Source organism: Ruegeria sp. HKCCE3926, from assembly GCF_017872515.1.
In the GTDB taxonomy this organism is placed as follows: Bacteria; Pseudomonadota; Alphaproteobacteria; order Rhodobacterales; family Rhodobacteraceae; genus Ruegeria.
The window spans coordinates 235,734-258,119 of record NZ_JAEDOU010000002.1; the positions used below are offsets into that span (position 1 = coordinate 235,734).

The following is a 22,386-nucleotide window of genomic DNA, read 5'->3' on the forward strand; positions in this document are numbered from 1 at the left end:
TCAATGAATACGCAAACAAACACTGCCAGGGATGTCACGGTTGAAATCGTGCACGGGTTTGTCGACGGTGGCACCGGAGGAAATCCCGCAGGCGTCGTTCTGGACGCTGATGATCTGAGCGCGCAAGATATGCAAACCGTGGCGGCAAGAGTTGGATTGTCCGAGACGGCGTTTGTCTCGCGGTCCAAGACGGAAGGCTTCAAGCTGGATTTCTTCACACCGAACCGGCGCATCGCTCATTGCGGTCATGCAACAATCGCCGCCTTCTCTCACCTTGATGCGTTGGGTCGGATCCCCAAACCCGATACGTCGAAGGAAACAGTTGATGGCCCCAGGCGCATACTCATGAAAGACGGCGCCGCCTATATGGAACAATTGGCCCCACGCTACTCGGGTGCTCAGGAATGGATCGAAAATGGCGTGAAACTCGACGATGTGCTGAGCTCTCTCGGGGTCGACAAAACTGACCTAGATCAGAGGTTTGCTCCGGTTCTGGTCAACACCGGCAACAGCTTCATCGTCGTTGGTCTTTCGGATGCGGCGGGCTTTGCCAAAATCAGACCAGATTTGGCCAAAATCAAGCAAATCAGCGAGAAACTGGATCTGATTGGCTATTACGTATTCACGAATGACCCTTCAATCACCAGCCGGGACGCCACAACCCGTATGTTCGCACCCAGATACGCGATAGATGAAGAAGCCGCCACTGGGATGGCGGCCGGGCCACTTGCATGCGTGTTGCACGATTTCGGCGGCACGTCTCAGCGATCATTTGAAATCGAACAGGGGGTGTTTATGAACCCGGCAAGCCCGAGCCTGATAAAGGTCGATCTGGATATCGAGAATGGCGCAATCACGGGCCTCATGGCGGGTGGTTACGGAAAAGCCATGACCTCGGCCCGGATTGCTTTGTGACGCGAAAAGGCCAGGTGTGTCCGCAGCATCAGCTTCGGATGCGCCCAGGTCCTTGAGCGCGAATACATTTCGTCCAAGGGTCCTGCGACGGCACCTTAATCAGCGCAGTGCGCGGCCTCGTCGCCCGCAGCCCAAATCGAGTTCGGCATTGCGGACAATGTAGAAGCTTGCGATTCTCAATCCATGTTGTCTGGATCCATGTGGCGATCCGGCATGGGGCTGGCTTGAGGCTCCTTTTCGACGAGAGAGTACAACTCGATGGATTCGGCAAGCCCTCGAACTTCGTGAAACCCACAAGCTGAGAACAGTTCAGGCGAAGCAGCGGCAACGGCTGACGTCGCCAGAACTCTGTGGCCCAGGGATTTCGTCAACCCCTCAATACGGCTTGCGAGGTTGACCGCTCTGCCCAGAACAGTGAAATCCAGCCTGCCGGGACTGCCGATGTTGCCATAGCTGACCTGCCCGACATTGATCCCGATGCCTATGTCCAACGGCGGCTTCTGAGCCTCATCGCGGCGATGGTTGAGTGCGGCCAAACCGGTCAAAACACTTTGAGCGGCCTGTGCTGCCCTTTTGCATTGGGCGTTCAAACCTTCCTGTGTCTCGACAGTGAATATCGACAGAATGCCGTCGCCCATGAACTTGAGAATGTCGCCGCCATTCTCTTCGACAGACTGCACGACCAGATCAAAATATCCACTCAACATGTCGAAAACGTCTTCTTCGGATGCCCTGTCTGAAAGAGCGGTGAAACCGCGCAGGTCAGAGAACATGACAACTGCGTCAAGGGTTGTGCGTTCCCCTCGCTTGATCCGCCCGTTCCACACAGCATCAGAGGGCCCATCGCCAAGATAGGTTCTCAGAAGACCTTTGGACGACTTGCGCATGGTGACAGGTTCAAGAGCAGAGGACAGAGCGGGCAATGCACCCTCAATCATTTTCAGATGCCGGGGCGAGAAGCCTTCTGGCGACCGGGTGACAAAAGTGCAGCCGTGCAGCGATCCGTCTCCGTAATAAAGCAGCGTAGCATAGTAATCGGTGCCACCCAGCTCAGCGAATTCAAGATATGACGAGTGCTCGGTCTTGGGATCCAATTGCCGCAGACTTTTGTGAAGTGGCTTACGGTGTTCAAGAATGTATTCGAATGAACTGCCGACATACCCATCCGTCAGCATGGTCTCATGTGTCACGTCATAGCTTTCGGTGCCATCCGGTGTCCAGACGATCCCCCATGCGATGAGCAGCGGATTGGCGAAACGCTGACCGATATTGACCCGCCAGAGCGGCACACCCGCCTCGATCAGAGACGAACAGAAATATGACACAACTTTTTCCGGGTCATCCGAACGACGCCCCTCGGCAATCATCCAATTGGTCAGTTGGGCAATAGCATCCATAGTTTAAAACCAATCGCTTAGATAAGATCGTCAAGAATTTGGGTTTAGTGTTCGATCATAATATTCTAGCCTTTTTCTTACCCCGTCCAAGCCTGCTGTTCAGTCCACAGTTCTCGGCCGTAAGCGCCGGCCAAGCTACACACAGACCTTCCTGGATACGTTTCGCCAGCCTTGTCATCAATTTGAATGAATCTTGCCAAAAGGGCGGCGTCGCTCTCGAAATCCCTTTGAACGTCTTGTCGCGGGCTGGTTGCGTGAGGCCGCTCTGGCTATTGATTTATTAGCGCGCGCAAAGAATATGTAAATCTATGATAAGTTCACGACGAACAATACCAGCAGGCAGACCGGCATGACCAAGATAAAGAACATGGAAGAGTTTGCAGCGCTCAGCGGCATCTCGCGCCCTACGGTTTCCAAGTACTTTCACGATCCCGACAGCGTTCGCCCCACGACGCGGGCCCGAATCGAAGAGGCGCTGGAACGGTTCGACTATCGCCCCAACATTTACGCGGTGAACCAGAACCGGAAGCTTACCAAGAATATCGGAATCGTCGTGCCCTATCTGGCGGACCCGTTCTTTGTCGAGATTGCACGCTATCTGGAACAAAGTTGCATTGCGGCAGGTTATCGGCCGTCCCTGTTCAGCTCTCATGGCGAGCAGAAGCTGGAGAACGAAATTCTGGACGGCTTGCAATCGATGAAACCCGCCGGTGTTCTTTTGGCCCCTTTGGGCCGAATTTCGGACAGATCTGCGATCGAGAAATTCTGTGCCAATGTGCCGACCGTTCTGTTCGACAGCAATCTTGATGGTCTGGGAGCAGCCTTTGTCGGATCGGATAACTTTAGCTTTGTGTCGCAAACCGTCGAATACATGACCCGCACTGGTGAACCCCCGTCCTTCTTCGAAATGCGAACACCCGCAAACCCCAATGCCAACAAACGGCGCAAGGCGTATGTCGAAATCATGGAGCGCCTCGGACATGAGCCGCATATTCTCAAGGTTGATGGCAAAGGTTGGGCGTTTGAAGAAATTGGACACAGAGGCACGATGAAGATCTTGGAGGAAGGTCAATTGAGGACGAACTCGGTTCTGTGTAGCAATGACCGGCTTGCCATCGGCTTTCTTGCCGCTTGCTACGAACAGGGGATTCGGGTCGGTCGGAAAGAGGATTGTACGTTGCGTGTAGCTTCGAATGATGGGCACCCGTTCGCAAAATTTACATGTCCATCCCTGACAACGGCAGCGCATGACTATGATAATGTAGCGGCGCGCAGTGTTGAAACCCTGTTCCAACTCATTGAAAGTGGCGGGAAACTTCAGGCGCGATCGGAAACGCTATTCCCCGCACGACTGGTTTTGAGGGATTCTGCGTAGCTTCATTTTTTAACGCGCGTAAAGTTTTTATTGACGCCGCGACAAATTACGCACTACTTTCCGAGTACGGCATCCAAGCTCAGGGAGGACAAGGATGTATTTGAAGAATGCACTTCGTGCGGCGACGGCATTGACCTTTGTCGCAACGGCCGCGGCCCATGCAGAAACGATCACGATCGCAACCGTCAATAATGGCGACATGATCCGGATGCAGGGCTATACCGACAACTTCACCGAGGCGACTGGTATCGACGTGGAATGGGTGACGCTGGAGGAAAACGTCCTGCGTCAGCGTGTTACCACCGACATCACCACCAAGGGCGGTCAGTTCGATATCATGACCATCGGCATGTACGAAACGCCGATCTGGGGCGCAAATGGCTGGTTGGTTCCTTTGGATGGGCTGTCTGAGGAATATGATGTCGGCGACCTGCTTCCTGCGATGGCGGGTGGCCTGAGCCATGACGGCACGCTGTATGCAGCACCGTTCTATGGCGAAAGCTCGATGATCATGTATCGCACCGACCTGATGGAAAAGGCTGGGATGGAGATGCCTGAGGCGCCAACATGGCAGTTCATCCGCGAGGCGGCGGCTGCGATGACGGACCGTGACAACGACATCAACGGCATCTGCCTGCGCGGCAAGGCGGGCTGGGGTGAAGGCGGTGCCTTTATCACTGTGACCGCGAATTCCTTTGGTGCACGATGGTTTGATGAAGATTGGACACCTCAGTTTGATCAGCCCGAATGGAAAGAGGCGCTGACCTTTTTTGTCGACATGATGAATGAATCCGGCCCTGCCGGTTACGCGACCAACGGCTTCAACGAAAACCTTTCGCTGTTCCAGCAGGGCAAGTGCGGAATGTGGATCGACGCCACTGTTGCGGCGTCCTTTGTGACAAATCCGGATGATTCAACTGTCGCGGACAAGGTCGGGTTTGCTCTGGCACCAAATTCGGAAGGCGTCGACAAGCGCGCCAACTGGCTGTGGGCCTGGGCACTGGCCATTCCGGCGGGAACCCAGAAAGAGGATGCAGCCAAGCAGTTCATCGAATGGGCGACCTCAAAGGATTACATCGAACTGGTGGCGGAAAACGAAGGTTGGGCCAATGTCCCTCCGGGCGCGCGCACCTCGCTTTATGAGAACGCGAACTACAAGGATATTCCGTTCGCCAAGATGACGCTCGAGTCGATCCTGTTGGCCGACCCGCAGAACTGCTGTGCCATGCCAACACCCTATACTGGCATCCAGTTCGTTGCGATCCCGGAATTCGCGGGCATTGCCACACAGGTCAGTCAGGAATTCTCGGCGGTTTATGCCGGACAGCAGACTGTAGATGAAGCGCTTCAAAAGGCGCAGGCCTTTACGGCTGAAGAAATGGAAGCCGCAGGGTACTGAGGCATCCCTCCCAGTAGGGGACAGGTGATCTGTCCCCTGCTCTCTCCACTTCCACAACTCGCGTTTTTCTCGCAGGCTGAGTTACGCCTGAACAGAGAGGGTTTGCGTAATGGCTACTCAACACTCCCGATCCGTTGCTCGCCTGATGATGGCACCCGCAGTGGTCCTGCTGCTTGGCTGGATGCTCGTGCCATTGACGATGACGCTGTACTTTTCTTTCAAAAAATATCTGCCTCTGCGCGGGGGTGATCTCGGCTGGGTCGGGTTCGACAACTATGTCCGCTTTGTCTCGTCCAGTACATTCTGGCCCGCGGTGCAGGCAACACTGGTCATTGTTGGCGGTGTTCTGATCATAACCGTCATTCTCGGAATTCTGCTCGCCATGCTGCTGGATCAGCCGATGTGGGGGCAAGGCATTGTCCGCATCCTTGTCATCGCGCCGTTCTTCGTCATGCCCACCGTTTCGGCTCTGGTCTGGAAAAACATGTTCATGGACCCGGTTAACGGGTTGCTGGCCCATCTGTGGCGTTTTTTCGGGGCCGAGCCGATCTCGTGGTTGTCCGAAGCGTCGATGACCTCGATCATCATGATCGTTTCGTGGCAATGGCTGCCCTTTGCAACGCTGATCCTGTTGACCGCGATCCAGTCGCTGGACAGCGAGCAGTTGGAAGCGGCAGAGATGGACGGCGCGCCGGTCCTGAAGCGGTTCTACCACATCATTCTGCCGCACCTGAGCCGTGCCATCACAATCGTGATCCTGATCCAGACAATCTTCCTTCTGTCGATCTTCGCCGAGATCTTCGTGACCACCGGCGGCGCATTCGGCACCCGTACACTCACCTACCTGATCTTCCAGCGCGTGTTGGAAAGCCAGAATGTCGGCCTTGGATCAGCCGGAGGTGTCTACGCAATCATCCTTGCCAATATCGTTGCGATCTTCCTGATGCGCATCGTCGGCAAGAACCTGGACGCGTGAGGAGGAAAACCCATGGCCCGCGCTGTCACATCCCGACGCAAATCGCTGAACACCGCCCTTGCCTGGGCCGTGGGACTGCTGATTTTCTTCCCGATCCTCTGGACGATCCTGACCAGCTTCAAAACCGAAGCGCAGGCCATTGCCAGCCCTCCGTTGTTCCTGAACTTTGACTGGACGCTGGAAAACTACGCCATCGTGCAGGAACGCTCGGACTATATGCGGTTTCTGTGGAATTCGGTGATCATCGCTGGTGGGTCGACCATGCTGGGCGTGATCATCGCCGTGCCCGCCGCCTGGGCGATGGCGTTTGTTCCGTCCAAACGAACCAAGGACATCCTGTTGTGGATGCTGTCCACCAAGATGTTGCCGGCCGTAGGTGTGCTGTACCCGATCTACTTGCTGTTCATCCAACTGGGCCTTCTGGATACGCGCGGAGGGTTGGTCGTGGTGCTGATGCTGATCAACCTGCCGATCATCGTCTGGATGCTTTACACCTATTTCCGCGAAATTCCGGGTGAAATTCTGGAAGCCGCACGGATGGATGGGGCGACGCTGAAAGAGGAAATCCTCTATGTCCTAACCCCCATGGCCATTCCCGGCATCGCTTCGACCGTCCTGCTGAACTTTATCCTTGCGTGGAACGAGGCATTCTGGACCCTCAATCTGACCGCTGTTGACGCGGCACCGCTCACGGCCTTCATCGCCAGCTATTCCAGCCCCGAGGGCCTGTTCTTTGCCAAGCTCAGCGCGGCCTCGACCATGGCAATTGCACCCATCCTGATCCTTGGCTGGTTCAGCCAGAAACAACTTGTCCGCGGCCTGACCTTCGGCGCTGTGAAATAAGGAGCATTCCTCATGGGACGCATACAACTCAAGTCCGTGACCAAAAGCTTCGGCGACGTTCAGGTCATCCCTCCGCTGGACCTGACCATCGAAGATGGCGAGTTCACCGTTTTCGTCGGCCCTTCGGGCTGTGGCAAATCCACGCTGCTGCGCCTGATCGCAGGGTTGGAAGACATCACCAGTGGCCACATAGAAATCGATGGAGCAGACGCAACAGACGTGCCACCTGCCAAGCGAGGGCTGGCAATGGTGTTCCAGTCTTATGCGCTTTACCCGCATATGACCGTTCGCAAGAACATCGCATTTCCGCTGCGCATGGCGAAACTGGATCAGGCTGAAATCGACAAGCGGGTTGAGGGCGCGGCCAGTGTCCTGAACCTGACCGATTACCTGGATCGCCGCCCGGGTCAGTTGTCCGGCGGTCAGCGACAGCGCGTCGCCATTGGTAGGGCTATCGTTCGTGAACCGGCCGCGTTCCTGTTCGATGAACCCCTTTCAAACCTCGACGCAGCGTTGCGGGTGGGCATGCGGTTGGAGATAAGCGAGCTGCATGAACGCCTCGCGACAACGATGATCTACGTCACCCACGATCAGGTCGAAGCCATGACCATGGCGGACAAGATCGTTGTGCTCCAGGCTGGCGTGATCGAACAGGTTGGCAGCCCACTGGAACTGTACAGAACGCCACGCAACCTGTTTGTTGCGGGATTCATTGGTTCGCCCAAGATGAATTTTATCGAAGGGCCCGAAGCGGCAAAGCATGGCGCACAAACGATCGGCATTCGACCGGAACACATCGCGGTGTCGGACTCCGAAGGAGAATGGTCCGGGCGCGTCAGCGTCTCTGAACATCTTGGTTCGGACACATTTTTCCACGTCCACGACACCGGATTGGCCGAGACAATCACTGTTCGTGCCGATGGCGAGGTTGGTTTCCGCCATGGGGATCGCATTCATCTGACCCCACGCGCCGATGTGATCCACAGATTTGACGCAGACGGTCTGCGGATCGAATGAAACGTCTGACGGGCAAAACCGCCCTGATCACAGGGGCTGCGCGGGGCATTGGATTGGCATTTGCCAAGGCCTATGTGGCAGAGGGCGCGCGGGTCGCAGTTGCCGACATCGACATCCAGCGGGCACAGGACGCGGTCGCTGAAATTGGCGCGGCGGCTTTCGCTGTCGAAATGGACGTGACCGACCAGCAAAGCATCGATAGGGCCATAGCCAAAACCGCGACGCAATTCGGCCCAATCGACATTCTGATCAACAACGCGGCCATCTTCACCGCCGCACCAATCGTCGAGATCGAGCGCGCCGACTACAATCGCGTTTTTGACATCAACGTCGCGGGCGCGCTGTTTACGATGCAGGCCGTCGCCAAACATATGATCGAGCACGGAACCAAAGGCCAAATTATCAATATGGCCTCGCAGGCCGGGCGAAGGGGTGAACCTTTGGTCGCTGTCTACTGCGCCAGCAAGGCGGCGATCATATCCCTGACCCAATCGGCGGGGCTGGACCTGATTTCTCATGGGATCAACGTAAATGCGATTGCCCCTGGTGTCGTCGATGGCGAACACTGGGATGGTGTGGACGCCTTTTTTGCAAAACACGAAGGCAAGCCCCTTGGCCAGAAGAAGCGTGAAGTGGCGGCAGCTGTTCCATATGGCCGCATGGGGCGCGCGGAAGACCTGACAGGCATGGCGGTTTTTCTGGCCTCTGATGAGGCCAGGTACATCGTCGCGCAGACTTACAACGTCGACGGCGGAAATTGGATGAGCTGATGGACCCTGTGGCGAACGCAAAAACCCCTGCACGGCTGCGGCAAGAGAGTCTGTCCAAGCTGCCAACCACCGTGAAGACCCCGATGTACGAACGTTCGGATCTGACGCCGGGCATCGTTCATATTGGATTGGGTAATTTCCATCGCGCGCATCAGGCCTGGTATGTTCACAAGCTCATGCAGCAGGGGCTGGCCCATGACTGGGCAATCGTCGGAGCGGGTGTGCGAAGCTATGACGCTGTCATGCGAGAACGATTGCTGGCGCAGGATTGCCTCACAACGCTGATCGAGTTAGGGCCAAACGGAATGTCCGCCGAGGTGGTTGGCCCGATGATCGACTTCCTGCCGATCGAAGAAAACAACGCTGCCCTCATCCACGCGATGGCAGATCCGGCCACCCGGATCGTTTCGCTGACTGTTACCGAGGGGGGGTATTTTCTGGATGCCAACAGCGGCGCATTCGATTTCGATCACGCAGATATCCGTCATGACGCCGAAAACCTCAATCAGCCCCGTACGGCCTTCGGCGCGATGGTTGCGGCACTCAGACGACGGCGCGCCGAGGGGTTGACCCCGTTCACGGCGCTCAGCTGCGACAATCTTCAGGGCAACGGAACGATTTTGCGAAACTGTGTTGTGGGATTGGCGCGCATGTCCGACTCGGAACTGGCCGACTGGATCGACAGGCATGGCGCGTTTCCCAACTCGATGGTGGATTGCATCGTACCAGCGACCACCGACCAATTGGTATCGCAATGCCGCGCCCTTGGCGTCGATGACAGAGCGCCCGTCTCGCATGAGAACTTTCGCCAATGGGTCATCGAGGATGCCTTCTGCGCCGGGCGTCCGCCCCTCGAAAACGTCGGAGCAATACTGACCAACAACGTCCATGGTTACGAGACCATGAAGTTGCGCATTTTGAACGGAGGTCATCAACTGTTGGCAAATGTCGGAGAAATAATGAATGTTTCGACGATTGCCGACTGCATGAAGGACCCGGACATCGTGGCGTTTTTTCGAAAAGTGCAGGTCGAAGAAATCCTTCCGCATGTCGAAGCGGTTCCCGAGACCACTGCAAATGAGTACCTTGAGTTGATCGAGAGCCGATTTGCAAACACGGCGATTCACGACACCACACGCAGGGTTGCATTCGACGGATCGGCAAGACATCCCGGATTTTTGCTACCGTCGCTCCGCGATGCATTTACATCAGGGTCTTCTGCAAACGGGCTCGCTCTCGCCGAAGCGTTCTGGTGCCGAATGTGTGCGGGTATTCGTGAGGATGGCTCCGATATCACTCCCAATGATCCCCAGTGGGAAAGCCTGAACAGCACCGCAAAAGCGTCCAAAACTGATCCTGAGCTTTGGCTGGAACAGGGGTTCTACAGCGGTGACTTTGGGATCAGTACACAGTTTTCCAGCGCCTTTGCCCGCTGGCTGACCCTGATATGGCAGCGTGGCAGCCGGGCCGCCATTGCTGAGTATGTCGCGAACGGTTAACGTAACAGATCATTAACGAGGCTCAGTTCGCTCGGTGCCTATGCGGTGCGGTATCTGGCCCTTGGAGCTTTGTCTGACGTTGGCGCAAATAGGGCCTGCAATCTGCCGAAAATGGCATGGATGTCACCCTCGGCGGTTCTGACCGGTTCACCGCCTTGGGCAAATCCCCACTACAGATTCCATGGAATAAGCGAAAGTTTGCCACCGGATCAAAAGCTCCGAGAACGGGTCCAAAAAAATGAAAAAATACTTGGCAGAATGCCTAAACCCTAAACGGCCGCAGACGCCCGGTTCAGCCAAGGAACACGGGTTTCTGTTGCACTTATGAGACGGTTCTGCCGTTGAAAGAAAGTGTCATTTGAAACATGGTGTCACCTGCTGTTTCAAAAAGATCGGTGCATAGTAGTTTGTCATAAAAAGAACAATTTAAGCGTGCATCCGAGTGCAATCAAGTATTCCGAGGTACAGGGCTGAGCAATGGCAACTACGACTATAATACCAAGACCTTCCGCTTCTTCGCCGCTCAGTCCAATACAAGGTTATGTTGCCTACGGTGACGGCAATCCTTCGAACACCACCACAATTTCTTATCACTTCGAACAATACGCGGGCACACAAGCGTGGACTGCGGAATACAAGGCGGAATTCCGAGCGGCTCTTTCTGCCATCGAGGCCGTCGCAAATGTGACTTTTGTCGAATCCGGCAGCGCTTCCGCCGACTTGGTTGAAGTTATTGCGCCCACAAGTTTTTTTTCAAATCCCAGAACGCTTGGCTACCACTATACGCCATCAAGTGGTCCCTCTGTAGGCGCTTTCAACACCGCTTACTGGACTGCCGGAGCAAATGGAAACGGCGATCCGGGCGGGTTTTTCTTTACTACGTTGCTTCATGAGTTGGGTCATGCGCTTGGGTTGGGTCACCCCCACGACACCGGTTTGGGTACAACCGTGATGAATGGCGTCACATCGCCATTTGACTCTTTCGGGGCCGGCAGCCTGAATCAGGGTGTCTACACGGTGATGTCGTATAATGATGGCTGGACCGAAAAGAACGGAATTCTCTCTGTCAACGCGACTTATGGTGGTTCAACTGGGCTCGGCGCACTGGACATTGCTGCGTTACAGGCGATGTATGGCGCCAATACCAACCACAACTCTGCCAACAATACCTACACGCTTCCTTGGGCAAACGTCGCGGGTACCGGCTATCAGTCTATTTGGGATACTGGTGGAAACGATACCATCCAGCATGTCGGCAGTTCGAAGGCGCGGATCGACTTGCGGGCCGCAACACTGGATTATTCCGAGACCGGCGGCGGCGTAGTGTCTTACGCAGAGGGTATAAAGGGCGGCTTTACAATCGCGCATGGCGTTGTGATTGAAAACGCGATCGGTGGGACCGGTGACGATGTGATCGTCGGGAATACCGCTCAGAACGTTCTGAATGGCAATCATGGTCACGACATAATCTATTCAGTGTCCGACGGAACCAACAACAACACCGTTTATGGCGGCGGGGGGAATGACACCATTTATCTGGCGAACGGTTCCGGTGCTGACCAGGTTTTCGGCGGCCAGGGCGACGATTGGGCCATTGTGACCAACAATGGCGGCTCGTTTTCCGGAGGAAGCGGTGCTGACACAGTCCGATTTGTCAGCGCCATCAGCAGCTTTCTGTTCATTAAAAACGGTACGAAATACGAATTTATCGATGCCGTGTCGCGCATCACCTTCACGGTGGAAGATGATGTCGAGGCCATTCAGTTCCTGAATGGGTCACAGGTATATAGCCGTTTGAATATCGAAGCTGCCATGCAGCTTTCGGATATCGAGACGACCGGTACCACACTGAAACACGCAAGTCAGGGCATTTACGTTCTGGATGCAGGCAGCTCGAACGTGACGCTGGTAAATAATGGTCAGGCGGTTGGTCAAAACACGTTTGCCGGCTGGCAGGCCATTCAGGCCGAGGCTTCGGGCGGCGGTTACAAAGTGCTGTGGAAAAACATCGATGGGACGTATGGGGAATGGACCGTCAATGCCAATGGTCAGTTCCTCAGCAGCAGCAGCATCAGCAATGTGGCTGATGTTGAGACCTTCTATGGCGCTGATTTGAACAATGATGGGCTGACGGGGCATGGTACGGTCACGGTTGAAACCAACGGCTCCACGACGCTCGTTTCGTCAAGCCTGGGTTCGTATTTGATTAACGGCACCATTGAACTGACCCTCAACGGTGCCAAAGCCGGCCCAGGCAGTTTTCCCGGCTGGCGGGCCATTCAGGCCGAGGCTTCGGGCGGCGGTTACAAAGTGCTGTGGAAAAATGCGGATGGCACGTTTGGGGAATGGGTGACGGATGCCAGTGGTCGTTTTGTCAGCAGCCGCACCATAGACGACGTTAGGGATGTCGAGGTCTTCTATGGCGCAAATCTGAACAATGATGGGCAAATCGGTCATATCACGACCAGCATCGAATCCAACGGTTCCACGACGCTGGGATCGTCAACCAATGGCGCATATATAATCGGCGGCAGCATCGACTTGACACTCAACCAGGTTAATGCCGGTCCTGGCAGCTTCGCGGGCTGGCAGGCGCTTCAGGCCGAGGCATCCGGTGGCGGCTATCGGGTGTTGTGGAAGAACTCGGATGGGTCCTACGGTGAATGGACGACGAATTCGGCCGGTGAATTCCAGAGCAGCACAACAATCAGCAATGTTGCAGATGTAGAGGTCTTTTATGGCGCTGACCTGAACAATGATGGGCTGACGGGGCATGGAACGATCAGTATTGAATCCAGCGGCGCGACAACACTGGGGGCGACAACCCAAGGTGAATATCTGATTGGCGGCACCACCAAGTTGACATTCAACAACGCCACTGTCGGACCGAACAGCTTCCCCGGCTGGCAGGCCATTCAGGCCGAGGCATCCGGTGGCGGCTATCGGGTGTTGTGGAAGAACTTGGATGGGTCCTACGGTGAATGGACAACGAATGCGGCCGGTGAATTCCAGAGCAGCACAACAATCAGCAATGTTGCGGATGTAGAGGTCTTTTATGGTGTTGACCTGAACAATGACGGGCTGACGGGGCATGGAACGATCAGCATTGAATCCAGCGGCACGACAACGCTGGGGGCGACAACCCAAGGTGAATATCTGATTGGCGGCACCACCAACTTGACGTTCAACAACGCCACCGTCGGACCGAACAGCTTCTCCGGCTGGCAGGCCATTCACGCCGAGGCTTCAGGTGGCGGCTACCGGGTGCTGTGGAAGAATGCGGATGGGTCCTACGGTGAATGGGTCACGGATTCCAATGGTGTGTTTATCAGCTCCAACACCGTCGCTGACGTGGTGGCGGTCGAATCCTTCTATGGCTTTGATATCGATGGCAGTGGAACTGTGGGGTTCCAATTGCCCAAGCTCGCTCGGCTTTCGGAAGGCGATCAGAAAGAAGTATTGGGAGAGACCGATTGGGATGAAACGGTCGATTATCTGAAGTTCGCCCCTGATCTTGAGGCTCCCGAAGACGCAGAAGACGTCTACACGCTGGTGAGCTTGCATCAGGCTCAGGACACAGCGCTTTCCGTTTCCGAAGACGCATTGGCCGCCGTTCCGAGTGGCAATGTGGACGTCGAGGGTGACGAGATCAGCCCGGCACTGATGCCCCTTTTGGAAGAAGACAGCTTTTGGATATAGATGTGCATTGGCGCTGGAGGCGGCCCGTTCTGTCAAACTGACGGTGCAGTTTCTGGCGTAGTTCGCTGCTCAGGCTTGCGATTTCGATCAGTACCCCGGCCTTCCGGGCCCGCGTTGTCAGCTCTGTCGAACCTAACAGCTGGACGAAAGCAAAAACGCCAGCCCAAGCTGACGGGTCGCCAGGAATTGGGTCGGGCTTTTGCCAGAGCGGAGCCGCGGCAACACACCCTGCCGCCAGCAAGGCAGCACCGGAGTTTCTAGGCGGGTCTGGCAACGTCCAAAACCCATAGGGTGCCGCGCGAACTGCCGCCATCGATCACGGTGATATTCTAGGCAACGTTTCTAGGAGGAATAATCCGTTGGTCCTATTGGTCCTGATCGGCTGTGCGGTCGCGCTCCTGAAGGGCGCGAATGCGCATCCTCTGGCCGGCTTGAATATGTGCTCGCATTTCCATCTCGGCGGCAGCGCTATCACGCGACTTGAGGGCTGCCATAATGCGCCTGTGTTCCGCGACTGCGGCATCCGCCCGTTCATTGTCCAACAGTTGCGACGGTCCGAGTATCAGCAGCGCTTTTTGCAATGAAAGCATGGATTTCGCCAGAAACCGGTTTTTGGCCACATCCAACAGGGTGGCGTGAAATACCCTGTTGATCCGGGCGGCCTCTGGCCCCGTACCTGCCTGGGCAAGTTGGTCGTTCAGAACCTCAAGTTCGTCCAATTCGATATCTGACGCGGCTCGGGCCGCCAGACGGGCCGCAGTGCCTTCAAGCACGGCACGCATCTCATAAAGCTCCATTACCTCGGCATAACTCAGGCTTCGGACCGTTGCGCCCTGCCTTGGCACATGCGTGACAAGCCCATCCGTCTCGAGCTGTCGGATCGCTTCGCGCACAGGAGTTCGGCTGACGCCCAACCGATTGGACTGGTCAATCTCTCTCAAGCGATCGCCGGGCAAAAGCGCCCCTTCGCGAATCTCGTCCAGCAACCGTTGATACACGGAATTGCCTTGGGGGCCTGGCTGAATTGAGTCGTCCTGAAAGGTCATCATGTTCTTGCTTGCACTTTGTATCCAAAAGAATACAGTTGAACACATTGCGGGTCAATGGCAATGGAATTCAGGTTTTGCTCATCTTGAAGAACCACCCTTCCCCCCTTGTGAAAAGGTCGGTGACGTTTGGAATTGCAGTGCTTGGCACAGCGGTCTTTTGGGTGTTGGACCTGCCGCTGCCGTTCTTGTTCGGCCCCATGGCAGCTTGCCTGATCGCCGCGCTTGCCCAGGCGCCAATGCAAGGGTTTGGGCAGATTTCCGTTGCCGCCAGAACGATTCTGGGCGTAGCAGTCGGTGCCTCGATCACGCCGGCACTTTTCGTCGAACTGCCCAAGATGGTCACATCGATCATGCTGGTTCCCGTCTTCATAATCCTGATTGCTTTTGTTGGTGTGCCGTTTTTTCGAAAAATCTGGGGATTTGACGAAAAAACCGCATTTTACGCAGCGATGCCGGGCGGTTTGCAGGACATGATCATTTTCGGCGCCGAAGCCGGAGCCGACCCAAGAACCCTTTCCCTGATCCACGGTACGCGCGTGTTGATCATCGTCACTTCGGCGCCGTTGTTCCTGACGCTTTTCTACGATGCGGAACTCACCAATCCCATAGGACAGCCGGCGCGTGAGCTTCCTGTTCATGAACTGCTGCTGATGGTTCTGGCGGCTTTCATCGGCTGGAAAGGCGGAGAGAGAATAGGGCTTTTCGGCGCATCCATCCTTGGGCCGATGATCCTAACGGCGGCTTTGTCGTTGGGGGATTTCATTCATTCTCGCCCGCCGCGCGAAGCCGTGCTGGTCGCGCAGTTTTTCATCGGTTGCGCGATTGGAGAAAAATTTGTTGGCGTAACCTGGGGGGAGCTGCGCCGGGTTGTTGCTGCGGGCGTTGCATATGTTTTCGTACTTGCAGTTCTGGCAGCAGGTTTCACTGCCATTGTCACGTCTCTTGGTTTGGGGCGGCCCGTCGAAGCCTTTCTGGCTTTCGCACCGGGGGGGCAGGCCGAAATGACGGTTCTGGCCATCGTCTCGGGCGCTGATCTGGGCTTTGTAATCAGCCATCACCTAACGCGGATCGTGCTGGTCATCATCGGCGCGCCCGTCGCCGCTAACCTGATCTTGCGCTGCTCCAGACCTCGGAATTAGCCAGATGTTTTGGGCCGCGACCGCATAGTTTCCGCGCGCCGGAAGCACCGCGTTCAAAGGTTGAAACATTCTTTGTGGCATTGGCCAAAAAGTGCTTCTTCCATCCCGCTGTCTGCGGTTTCTTGCTCAAAAAAACATGTGCAAACTTGGCAATGCTGAACTAACTTTCTAAATGCGGCGATGCCTGTCCGAATGATGTGGAATGTAAACTGTGAAACCTCAACACCGCCTATCAGCGGCCCCTCGCCATGAATTGCGCAACGTGCGCAATCAGGGCATTGCCTTTCTGGCCTTGGCGTTTTTGTTCAGCATCTTCGTCAACCTGCTCATGCTGACAGGTCCGCTGTTCATGCTGCAAGTATATGATCGGGTTCTTGGTTCTCGGGCAGTTGAAACTCTGACCGCACTGTTTTTGCTTGTCGCTTTGCTTTATGCGCTGATGGCCATGCTGGATTATGCGCGCGGTCGCATCGTTGCCCGCTTTGGTGCACGGTTCCAGTCGCAGCTGGATGAGCGCGTTTTCGAAGCCACGATGCGCCGGTCTCTGGTGCCCCAGGTGCGATCGGCTCCGGCGACTGCATTGCGGGATCTCGAGACCATTCGCACCTTGTGCTCTTCGCCCGTGCTGCTTGCAATTATGGATATCCCGTGGACGCCTGTCTTCCTGGGGGCTATTTTCATTTTTCATCCTCTGCTTGGCTGGTTGGCCGTTGCAAGTGGCGTGTTGCTTGTGCTGATCGCATTGCTCAACCAGGCCCTGACCAGTCGCAAGGTGGCCGAAGCACAATCCGCGGCGGCGCGGGCGAATGCCTTTTCCGAACACGCAAGGCAAGCAGCAGAGGTTGTGCGCTCTCAGGGAATGCAGGCGGACGTGACCCGGCGGTGGTTGAACCAGCGTTCCGAAGCTTTGCGTCAAAGCATTTCCGCTAGTGACTGGACTGGTAGCTTCACGTCGCTGACGAAATCGCTTCGGCTTTTTCTGCAATCTGCCATGTTGGCTTTGGGCGCGTGGTTGGTATTGCAAAACGAAATGACGCCCGGGGCGATGATTGCGGGCTCGATTCTCTTGGGACGGGCTTTGGCCCCGGTGGAACAGGCTGTCGGCCAATGGAGTTTGGTCGAACGGGCCCGCACGGCCTGGAATTCGCTGCACCGGTTTCTGGACCAGACACCGCCAGAGGAACAGCGGATTCGTTTGCCGATCCCAAAATCCCAGTTGGAAGCCAAATCCCTGACGGTAATCCCTCCGGGTGCTTCTGCGCCAACCTTGCGAAATGTGAACCTGAAACTGGAGCCGGGAAAGGCGCTTGGTGTGATCGGCAAAAGTGGGTCGGGCAAAACGACCCTGGCCAAGGCTCTGCTTGGGCTTTGGAGACCGGCAGCTGGCGAGATCCGGTTGGGCGGCGCCACGTTGGACCAATACGATCCCAACGATCTGGGCAGCCACATAGGATACTTGCCGCAGCAGGTGACCCTGTTCAACGGAACCGTTGCTGAGAATATTGCACGGATGTCGGAAAACCCGGATTCAGAAGCGGTGGTGGCGGCGGCCAAGAAGGCCAAGGCACACGAACTGATTCTGTCATTGGAAAAGGGTTACGGCACCTTTCTTGAAGGCAATGACAGTCAGTTGTCGGGCGGCCAGAAACAGCGTATCGCGTTGGCCCGAGCGCTGTATGGCGACCCGGTCCTTCTCATTTTGGACGAGCCGAACTCGGCCCTCGACGCAGATGGCACCGAAGCTTTGAATGCTGCCGTGCGCGGCCTCAAGGAAACGGGAAAGGCTGCCATCATCATGACGCACCGCCCGCAGGCTATTTCGGAATGTGACGATCTTGCTGTTGTGGAAAAAGGCCAGGTGGTGAGGTTCGGCAGTCGCGATGAGGTTTTGAACGCAATGGTCCAGAATGCGGGCGCGATTAAGCGCAAGCTTAGCCCCGTAGGTGAATAATGGCGAAAAAATCAACCAAGACACCCGTCCCCGTCTGGGGCATCAAAATACCTGCGTTGGTGGGATTTCTTGCCCTTGGCATTCTGGTCGGCGGGTTGGGCCTTTGGGCCGTGAAAACGCGGCTGGCCGGGGCGATTGTATCTTCGGGTGTCATCGAAGTTCAAAGCAACCGTCAGGTCGTTGAACATCCTGACGGCGGCGTGGTTGGCGAGATTTTCGTGCGCGACGGTGATACGGTTGCCTCGGGCGATTTGCTTTTGCGGTTGGATGACACATTTCTGTCTTCGGAACAGACGATCGTAGAATCTCAACTCTTTGATCTTTTGGCCCGCCGGGCCCGGCTGGAGGCCGAGCGGGATGGCCTGACATCCGAAGAATTGGCGGCGCGCCTGGCTGAGGTTCAAAAAGAATACGATATCGATCCGGACCTGATTGCAGGGCAACAGAACCTGTTCGATGCCCGGTTGGAAACGCTGTCCAAGCAGGACGAACAACTGCGCAAACAGTTGGTTCAGATAGAAAGCGAGATCGCAGGCACGCAGGCTCAGTTGGTCTCGTTGCGCCGCCAGACAGAGTTGATCGAGGCGGAGTTGAAGGATCAGCAAAGCCTGTTGAGCAGGGGTCTGACACAAAACAGCCGCGTGCTGGCGCTGCAACGCGAAGAAGCCAGTCTGACAGGCGAAATCGGCAAACTGGAAGCCTCCGTTGCGCGCCTTAAAGGACAGATTGCATCAACCGAGATCAAGATTGTCGAACTGACCGCGACCCGGCGGGAAGAAGCGATCACCACTTTGCGGGACGTTCAGGCGCAGGTGGCAGAGCTGTGGGAACGACGTTTGTCCCTGGCGGAACGTCTGGCCAGGCTTGAAATTCGCGCACCTGTCAGCGGAACGGTTTACGGCAGTCAGGTCTTTGCCCTGCAATCGGTCATTCAGCCGGGTGAACCCATGATGTATGTGGTTCCGCAGGACACGCCGCTGTTGGTCGCAGCGCGGGTGGATGCGATCCATGTGGATCAGTTGCATGTCGGGCAATCCGTTGCCCTGCGCTTTCCTGCGTTCAATCAACGCGAAACGCCCGAACTTGAAGGACAGGTCAACAACGTCTCGGCGGACACGTTCACGGATGAACAGTCCGGTTTCACCTTTTACCGCGCCGAAGTGGTGCTGAATGACGGTGAGATAGACCGGCTCAATGGCCAGGAACTTTTGCCGGGTATGCCGGTTGAGACATTGATCAAGACCGACGAACGCACGCCGTTGTCCTATCTTGTGAAACCGATGGCAGACTACTTCAACCGCGCGTTTCGCGAATGATGCGGACGCGGTTATCGCTGGATGACCGCGTTTTCCCATTCAGCCAAAAAACGGCGGCGTTTCAGCCTGTCCAGAAATGTCATGAGCCCTGGGTCCAGCCCAATCGTTTCCCGATCGGTGCCAGTTTCGTGTGGGGCCAAGGGCGGCAAGGTAGCGGGGTCGCCTACCCGTTTGGTTTGGTTGGAAATCAGGTGTTTGAGAAAAGACGTGGCCGCGTCCGGTTGAGGGGTGCCATTCAGAACCATGGCCGTGCGCATCATGGTCGTCTGGAAATCCGACGGCAGAATGATTTCCACCGTGTCCTTGCTTCCAGCGCGGGCTTCGGCATAGCTGCCCAGAACGTTGTAAGCCACTGCAATCTCACCTTTGACGAGGTCATCGATCATATCCGCCGAACAACAGTAAAGGCGCACGTCCAATCCACCCATCACCTCCATAAGCCGCCAATACGTCTCGGACGCGCGGGCATCCTGCGTTGCGAACAAATATCCCAGACCGGAGTGACGGATGTCATAGGTGCCCACACGGCCCCTGAAATCATCGGGACGCAAACGAAGGATTTCAATCAGTTGTTGCCGGGTCTCGGGGATGGGGCCGCCAGCAAAGGCCGCGCGGTTAATTACGATTGTCGCCGGTTCCGATGTAAACGCGAAAAGACTTTGATGCCATTGCGCCCAGGATGGCAGCGGTATGTCGTCGATGATACGCCCAAAACCGTCGTTTGCCAGCTTCAGTTGCAGGTCCATCGCGCTGGATATGACGACATCGAAGTCTTCCGGTGCGGCGCGGACTATTCGGTCAATATCTGCGGTGCCGGTCACCAGGTATTCGACAGAGATACCGGGGTTTTCTTCGATGAAGCCCGCAATCAAGGGTTCGAACAGAAAGGTGTCCGTGCTTGAGATCACGCGTAGATGCGCCTCATCCGCCGAGGCGTTGAAAACCTGCCTGTCCTCCCAGGTTTGGGCGGCAGCAACGACAGGAAGACTGAAGATAATCAAAGCGATAAGATAACGCACGCGCCGCCCCCCTGTCGATTGGTCAATTCCAGTGTGCCACCATGTGCAGATGCAACGTCCTGAACGATTGTAAGGCCCAATCCGGATCCGATGGTTCCGCTTGCGTTCTTCCCGCGCTCGAAACGGCGCGTCAAAGTGCCGATCTCGTCAGGAGGAAACCCCGGCCCACGGTCTTTGACAATTATCTGAATGCGTGGCTCCGAAACGACCTCGATGCGTACGACACTGTCGGCAGGGGCATATTTCAGAGCGTTGTCGATCATGTTGCGCACAGCGTTTTGAATAAGAATCGGATCACCCGAGTAGGAAACCTTTGGATCGCCACTCAGGGAAAGCGACAAGTCCTTCATCTCGGCGATTGGCGTGAGACGCTGCACCAGATCACGGACCAAAGCATTGAGATCAATGTCTTCGCGTTCCAGATGATCGGCGCGGAACGTGATCATCGCATGATCCAGCAATTGCCCCGCCGCGCGCGAGCTTTCATCAATCGCCCGCACCATTGAGCGCAATGCTTCGCGATTTTCTTCCTTTTCAACCCTCTGCAACGTGGCATCGGCATAAGATCGAACGGTTGCCAAAGGGGTGCGCACCCGGTGGGCCGCTTCGGCGATGAAATCCTCCGATTGGCTCAGTGACTGATCGAGTCGCCCCATCAAAGAGTTCAACGACGCCACCAAAGGCGCCATTTCGCGGGGTACGGGCTTTTTGAATGGGCTCAGGTCCTGCGGACCGCGCCGGGTGACAGAGGTCGTAAGCCTGTTCAATTGGCCAATCGTGGACGAGGTGGCCCAGAATGACAGCGCAGCGGCAAGAGCAAAGAACCCGATGCCCAAAATCGCCGCGTTGCGTGAAATCTGGTCCAGAGTTTCCGCAAGCGCGTCCTGCGTTTGGCCCAACGCGACCTCGATGACGGTTTGTTTGTTCAGGCCCACCAGCGTTCGCCGAGCACTGACCTGACGTATGGTTTCACCCCGTATCCGACTGGTTTGAAAGCTCCACTTGCCGTCGAATTGCCCTGTGGCCGGCGGCAGATCTTCATAACCTGACAAAAACGCGCCATCCTGAAAAATCGCGTAAAAAACCCGGTCGTCGGACGGTGTGCTGAGCATGGCGAAAGCTGCATAGGGAATATCAACCTCCAACTGACCGTCGCGCAAGGCGGCTGCGTCCAGAATTGAGGTGACCGACGCCCCCAGGATGTTGTCTTGCCCTTGTTGCGCGACCTGTGCGGCATAGTTGCGAACCGCGATAAACAGAAGAAACGCCAATATAGCGGCACCGCCGATCAAAGTCAGGACCAGCCTGTTCCGAAGCGATCCTGACACATAAGGATCAGGAGGCATGATCCAGCCTGTATCCAAGACCGCGAAGCGTGGTGATCTTCAGGTCCGACGCTTCAAGATGTTTACGAAGGCGGCCAACGTAAACCTCGATTGCATTGTCCGAGACATCGTCATCATATGAAAAAAGCCGGTCGGTCAGCTTCTGTTTCGAAAAAACCTGACCAGGCGCGCTGATGAACAGTTCCAGTAGGCGCAGCTCCCGGTTGCGCAACGAAACAGTCTCATCCCCTACGGTCAGATGGCCTGCCAATGGATCAAAGACTATTCCGCCCACTTCAATCGTTGTCCGTGAATTCCCGGATTTGCGACGCAGAACGGCCCGGCAGCGGGCCTCGAGTTCGGCGTGGTCGAACGGTTTGGTAACATAGTCGTCGGCCCCCAGATCCAGCGAACCGATTCGATCCGAAACCTGGCTGCGTGCGGTCAAAACGATCACGGGGGTGTCCAGATGACCTGCGCGATGCCGTTTGAGAAAGTCGCGCCCGTCCCCATCCGGCAACATGATATCCAACAGAATAAGGTCGTATTCCTGAGTTTCGGTAAAGGCAGTCGCCTCGTCCAATTTAGACGCATGATCAACCACATGGCCGTCTAACCTCATGCGCGAACAGATGGCGTTCGCCAGATCAAGATTGTCTTCCACAAGGAGGAATTTCATGGGATTTTTGCTATTTTT

The 22,386-nt window shown here is 56.0% G+C and carries 17 protein-coding genes; 12 read left to right on the forward strand and 5 right to left on the reverse strand.

All coding sequences use genetic code 11. The annotated features are described in order from the left end of the window. Positions 1-3: 3 nt before the first annotated feature. Positions 4-915 (forward strand): PhzF family phenazine biosynthesis protein, encoded by a 912-nt coding sequence (locus I9184_RS09285; protein ID WP_209833972.1) that lies wholly within the window; start codon positions 4-6, stop codon positions 913-915. A gap of 176 nt (positions 916-1,091) precedes the next feature. Here the strand turns inward: I9184_RS09285 and I9184_RS09290 are convergent, their stop codons facing one another. Continuing rightward, positions 1,092-2,312, reverse strand: coding sequence for an adenylate/guanylate cyclase domain-containing protein (locus I9184_RS09290; protein ID WP_209833974.1), 1,221 nt, complete (start codon positions 2,310-2,312; stop codon positions 1,092-1,094). Positions 2,313-2,661: 349 nt separating this feature from the next. Here I9184_RS09290 and I9184_RS09295 point away from each other — a divergent pair, with 349 nt between their 5' ends. The 8 genes from I9184_RS09295 to I9184_RS09330 all read left to right on the forward strand — a co-directional run bounded on the left by I9184_RS09295 (position 2,662) and on the right by I9184_RS09330 (position 13,890). Further along, positions 2,662-3,687: a LacI family DNA-binding transcriptional regulator gene (locus I9184_RS09295; protein ID WP_170345410.1), complete on the forward strand. Its 1,026-nt coding sequence runs from the start codon at positions 2,662-2,664 to the stop codon at positions 3,685-3,687. A 94-nt stretch (positions 3,688-3,781) separates the two neighbouring features. Then, positions 3,782-5,086, forward strand: a complete 1,305-nt coding sequence (locus I9184_RS09300) for a sugar ABC transporter substrate-binding protein (protein ID WP_209833976.1) — start codon at positions 3,782-3,784, stop codon at positions 5,084-5,086. Between the two features lie 109 nt (positions 5,087-5,195). Further along, the gene (locus I9184_RS09305; protein ID WP_171636017.1) at positions 5,196-6,062 is read left to right on the forward strand and encodes a sugar ABC transporter permease; all 867 of its coding nucleotides are present in this window, start codon (positions 5,196-5,198) and stop codon (positions 6,060-6,062) included. A 12-nt stretch (positions 6,063-6,074) separates the two neighbouring features. Beyond that, positions 6,075-6,905 carry a carbohydrate ABC transporter permease gene (locus tag I9184_RS09310; protein ID WP_152460301.1) on the forward strand — a complete coding sequence of 277 codons (831 nt, stop codon included), beginning with the start codon at positions 6,075-6,077 and terminating at the stop codon, positions 6,903-6,905. 12 nt (positions 6,906-6,917) lie between these two features. Continuing rightward, positions 6,918-7,922, forward strand: coding sequence for an ABC transporter ATP-binding protein (locus I9184_RS09315; RefSeq protein ID WP_152460302.1), 1,005 nt, complete (start codon positions 6,918-6,920; stop codon positions 7,920-7,922). Next, positions 7,919-8,692, forward strand: coding sequence for an L-iditol 2-dehydrogenase (locus I9184_RS09320; RefSeq protein ID WP_171636015.1), 774 nt, complete (start codon positions 7,919-7,921; stop codon positions 8,690-8,692). Before I9184_RS09315 ends, I9184_RS09320 begins: the two co-directional genes overlap by 4 nt. Continuing rightward, positions 8,692-10,191 (forward strand): mannitol dehydrogenase family protein, encoded by a 1,500-nt coding sequence (locus I9184_RS09325; protein WP_209833978.1) that lies wholly within the window; start codon positions 8,692-8,694, stop codon positions 10,189-10,191. The genes I9184_RS09320 and I9184_RS09325 overlap by 1 nt, the downstream gene beginning before the upstream one ends. A 477-nt stretch (positions 10,192-10,668) precedes the next feature. Then, positions 10,669-13,890: a M10 family metallopeptidase C-terminal domain-containing protein gene (locus I9184_RS09330; RefSeq protein ID WP_209833980.1), complete on the forward strand. Its 3,222-nt coding sequence runs from the start codon at positions 10,669-10,671 to the stop codon at positions 13,888-13,890. 365 nt (positions 13,891-14,255) lie between these two features. Here I9184_RS09330 and I9184_RS09335 read toward each other — a convergent pair whose 3' ends face one another. Beyond that, entirely contained in the window at positions 14,256-14,888 is a 633-nt protein-coding gene (locus tag I9184_RS09335; RefSeq protein WP_348539517.1) for a GntR family transcriptional regulator, read from the reverse strand. Positions 14,889-15,058: 170 nt separating this feature from the next. On the opposite strand from I9184_RS09335, the gene I9184_RS09340 reads away from it, so the two are divergent. From I9184_RS09340 to I9184_RS09350, 3 genes are all read left to right on the forward strand, one after another. Continuing rightward, positions 15,059-16,078, forward strand: coding sequence for an AbrB family transcriptional regulator (locus I9184_RS09340; protein WP_348539518.1), 1,020 nt, complete (start codon positions 15,059-15,061; stop codon positions 16,076-16,078). Positions 16,079-16,331: 253 nt separating this feature from the next. Beyond that, a complete protein-coding gene (locus I9184_RS09345; protein WP_209834101.1) occupies positions 16,332-18,029 on the forward strand; it encodes a type I secretion system permease/ATPase in 1,698 nt (565 codons plus the stop codon). Beyond that, positions 18,029-19,345 carry an HlyD family type I secretion periplasmic adaptor subunit gene (locus tag I9184_RS09350; protein ID WP_171723734.1) on the forward strand — a complete coding sequence of 439 codons (1,317 nt, stop codon included), beginning with the start codon at positions 18,029-18,031 and terminating at the stop codon, positions 19,343-19,345. The genes I9184_RS09345 and I9184_RS09350 overlap by 1 nt, the downstream gene beginning before the upstream one ends. A gap of 11 nt (positions 19,346-19,356) precedes the next feature. Here I9184_RS09350 and I9184_RS09355 read toward each other — a convergent pair whose 3' ends face one another. From I9184_RS09355 to I9184_RS09365, 3 genes are read right to left on the reverse strand one after another with little or no spacing between them, the layout of a single operon-like run. Next, complete coding sequence (locus tag I9184_RS09355; protein ID WP_209833982.1) at positions 19,357-20,364, reverse strand: ABC transporter substrate-binding protein; 1,008 nt, start codon at positions 20,362-20,364, stop codon at positions 19,357-19,359. After that, a complete protein-coding gene (locus I9184_RS09360; protein WP_171723732.1) occupies positions 20,343-21,710 on the reverse strand; it encodes a sensor histidine kinase in 1,368 nt (455 codons plus the stop codon). Before I9184_RS09360 ends, I9184_RS09355 begins: the two co-directional genes overlap by 22 nt. After that, positions 21,700-22,368: a response regulator transcription factor gene (locus tag I9184_RS09365; protein ID WP_171636003.1), complete on the reverse strand. Its 669-nt coding sequence runs from the start codon at positions 22,366-22,368 to the stop codon at positions 21,700-21,702. The genes I9184_RS09360 and I9184_RS09365 overlap by 11 nt, the downstream gene beginning before the upstream one ends. Between the last annotated feature and the right edge of the window lie 18 nt (positions 22,369-22,386).

What these genes read in the sequence shown, in the direction of transcription:
- I9184_RS09285 (WP_209833972.1), top strand. Translation starts at nt 4, where the DNA reads ATGAATACGCAAACAAACACTGCCAGGGATGTCACGGTTGAAATCGTG.
- I9184_RS09290 (WP_209833974.1), bottom strand. Translation starts at nt 2,312, where the DNA reads ATGGATGCTATTGCCCAACTGACCAATTGGATGATTGCCGAGGGGCGT.
- I9184_RS09295 (WP_170345410.1), top strand. Translation starts at nt 2,662, where the DNA reads ATGACCAAGATAAAGAACATGGAAGAGTTTGCAGCGCTCAGCGGCATC.
- I9184_RS09300 (WP_209833976.1), top strand. Translation starts at nt 3,782, where the DNA reads ATGTATTTGAAGAATGCACTTCGTGCGGCGACGGCATTGACCTTTGTC.
- I9184_RS09305 (WP_171636017.1), top strand. Translation starts at nt 5,196, where the DNA reads ATGGCTACTCAACACTCCCGATCCGTTGCTCGCCTGATGATGGCACCC.
- I9184_RS09310 (WP_152460301.1), top strand. Translation starts at nt 6,075, where the DNA reads ATGGCCCGCGCTGTCACATCCCGACGCAAATCGCTGAACACCGCCCTT.
- I9184_RS09315 (WP_152460302.1), top strand. Translation starts at nt 6,918, where the DNA reads ATGGGACGCATACAACTCAAGTCCGTGACCAAAAGCTTCGGCGACGTT.
- I9184_RS09320 (WP_171636015.1), top strand. Translation starts at nt 7,919, where the DNA reads ATGAAACGTCTGACGGGCAAAACCGCCCTGATCACAGGGGCTGCGCGG.
- I9184_RS09325 (WP_209833978.1), top strand. Translation starts at nt 8,692, where the DNA reads ATGGACCCTGTGGCGAACGCAAAAACCCCTGCACGGCTGCGGCAAGAG.
- I9184_RS09330 (WP_209833980.1), top strand. Translation starts at nt 10,669, where the DNA reads ATGGCAACTACGACTATAATACCAAGACCTTCCGCTTCTTCGCCGCTC.
- I9184_RS09350 (WP_171723734.1), top strand. Translation starts at nt 18,029, where the DNA reads ATGGCGAAAAAATCAACCAAGACACCCGTCCCCGTCTGGGGCATCAAA.
- I9184_RS09360 (WP_171723732.1), bottom strand. Translation starts at nt 21,710, where the DNA reads ATGCCTCCTGATCCTTATGTGTCAGGATCGCTTCGGAACAGGCTGGTC.
- I9184_RS09365 (WP_171636003.1), bottom strand. Translation starts at nt 22,368, where the DNA reads ATGAAATTCCTCCTTGTGGAAGACAATCTTGATCTGGCGAACGCCATC.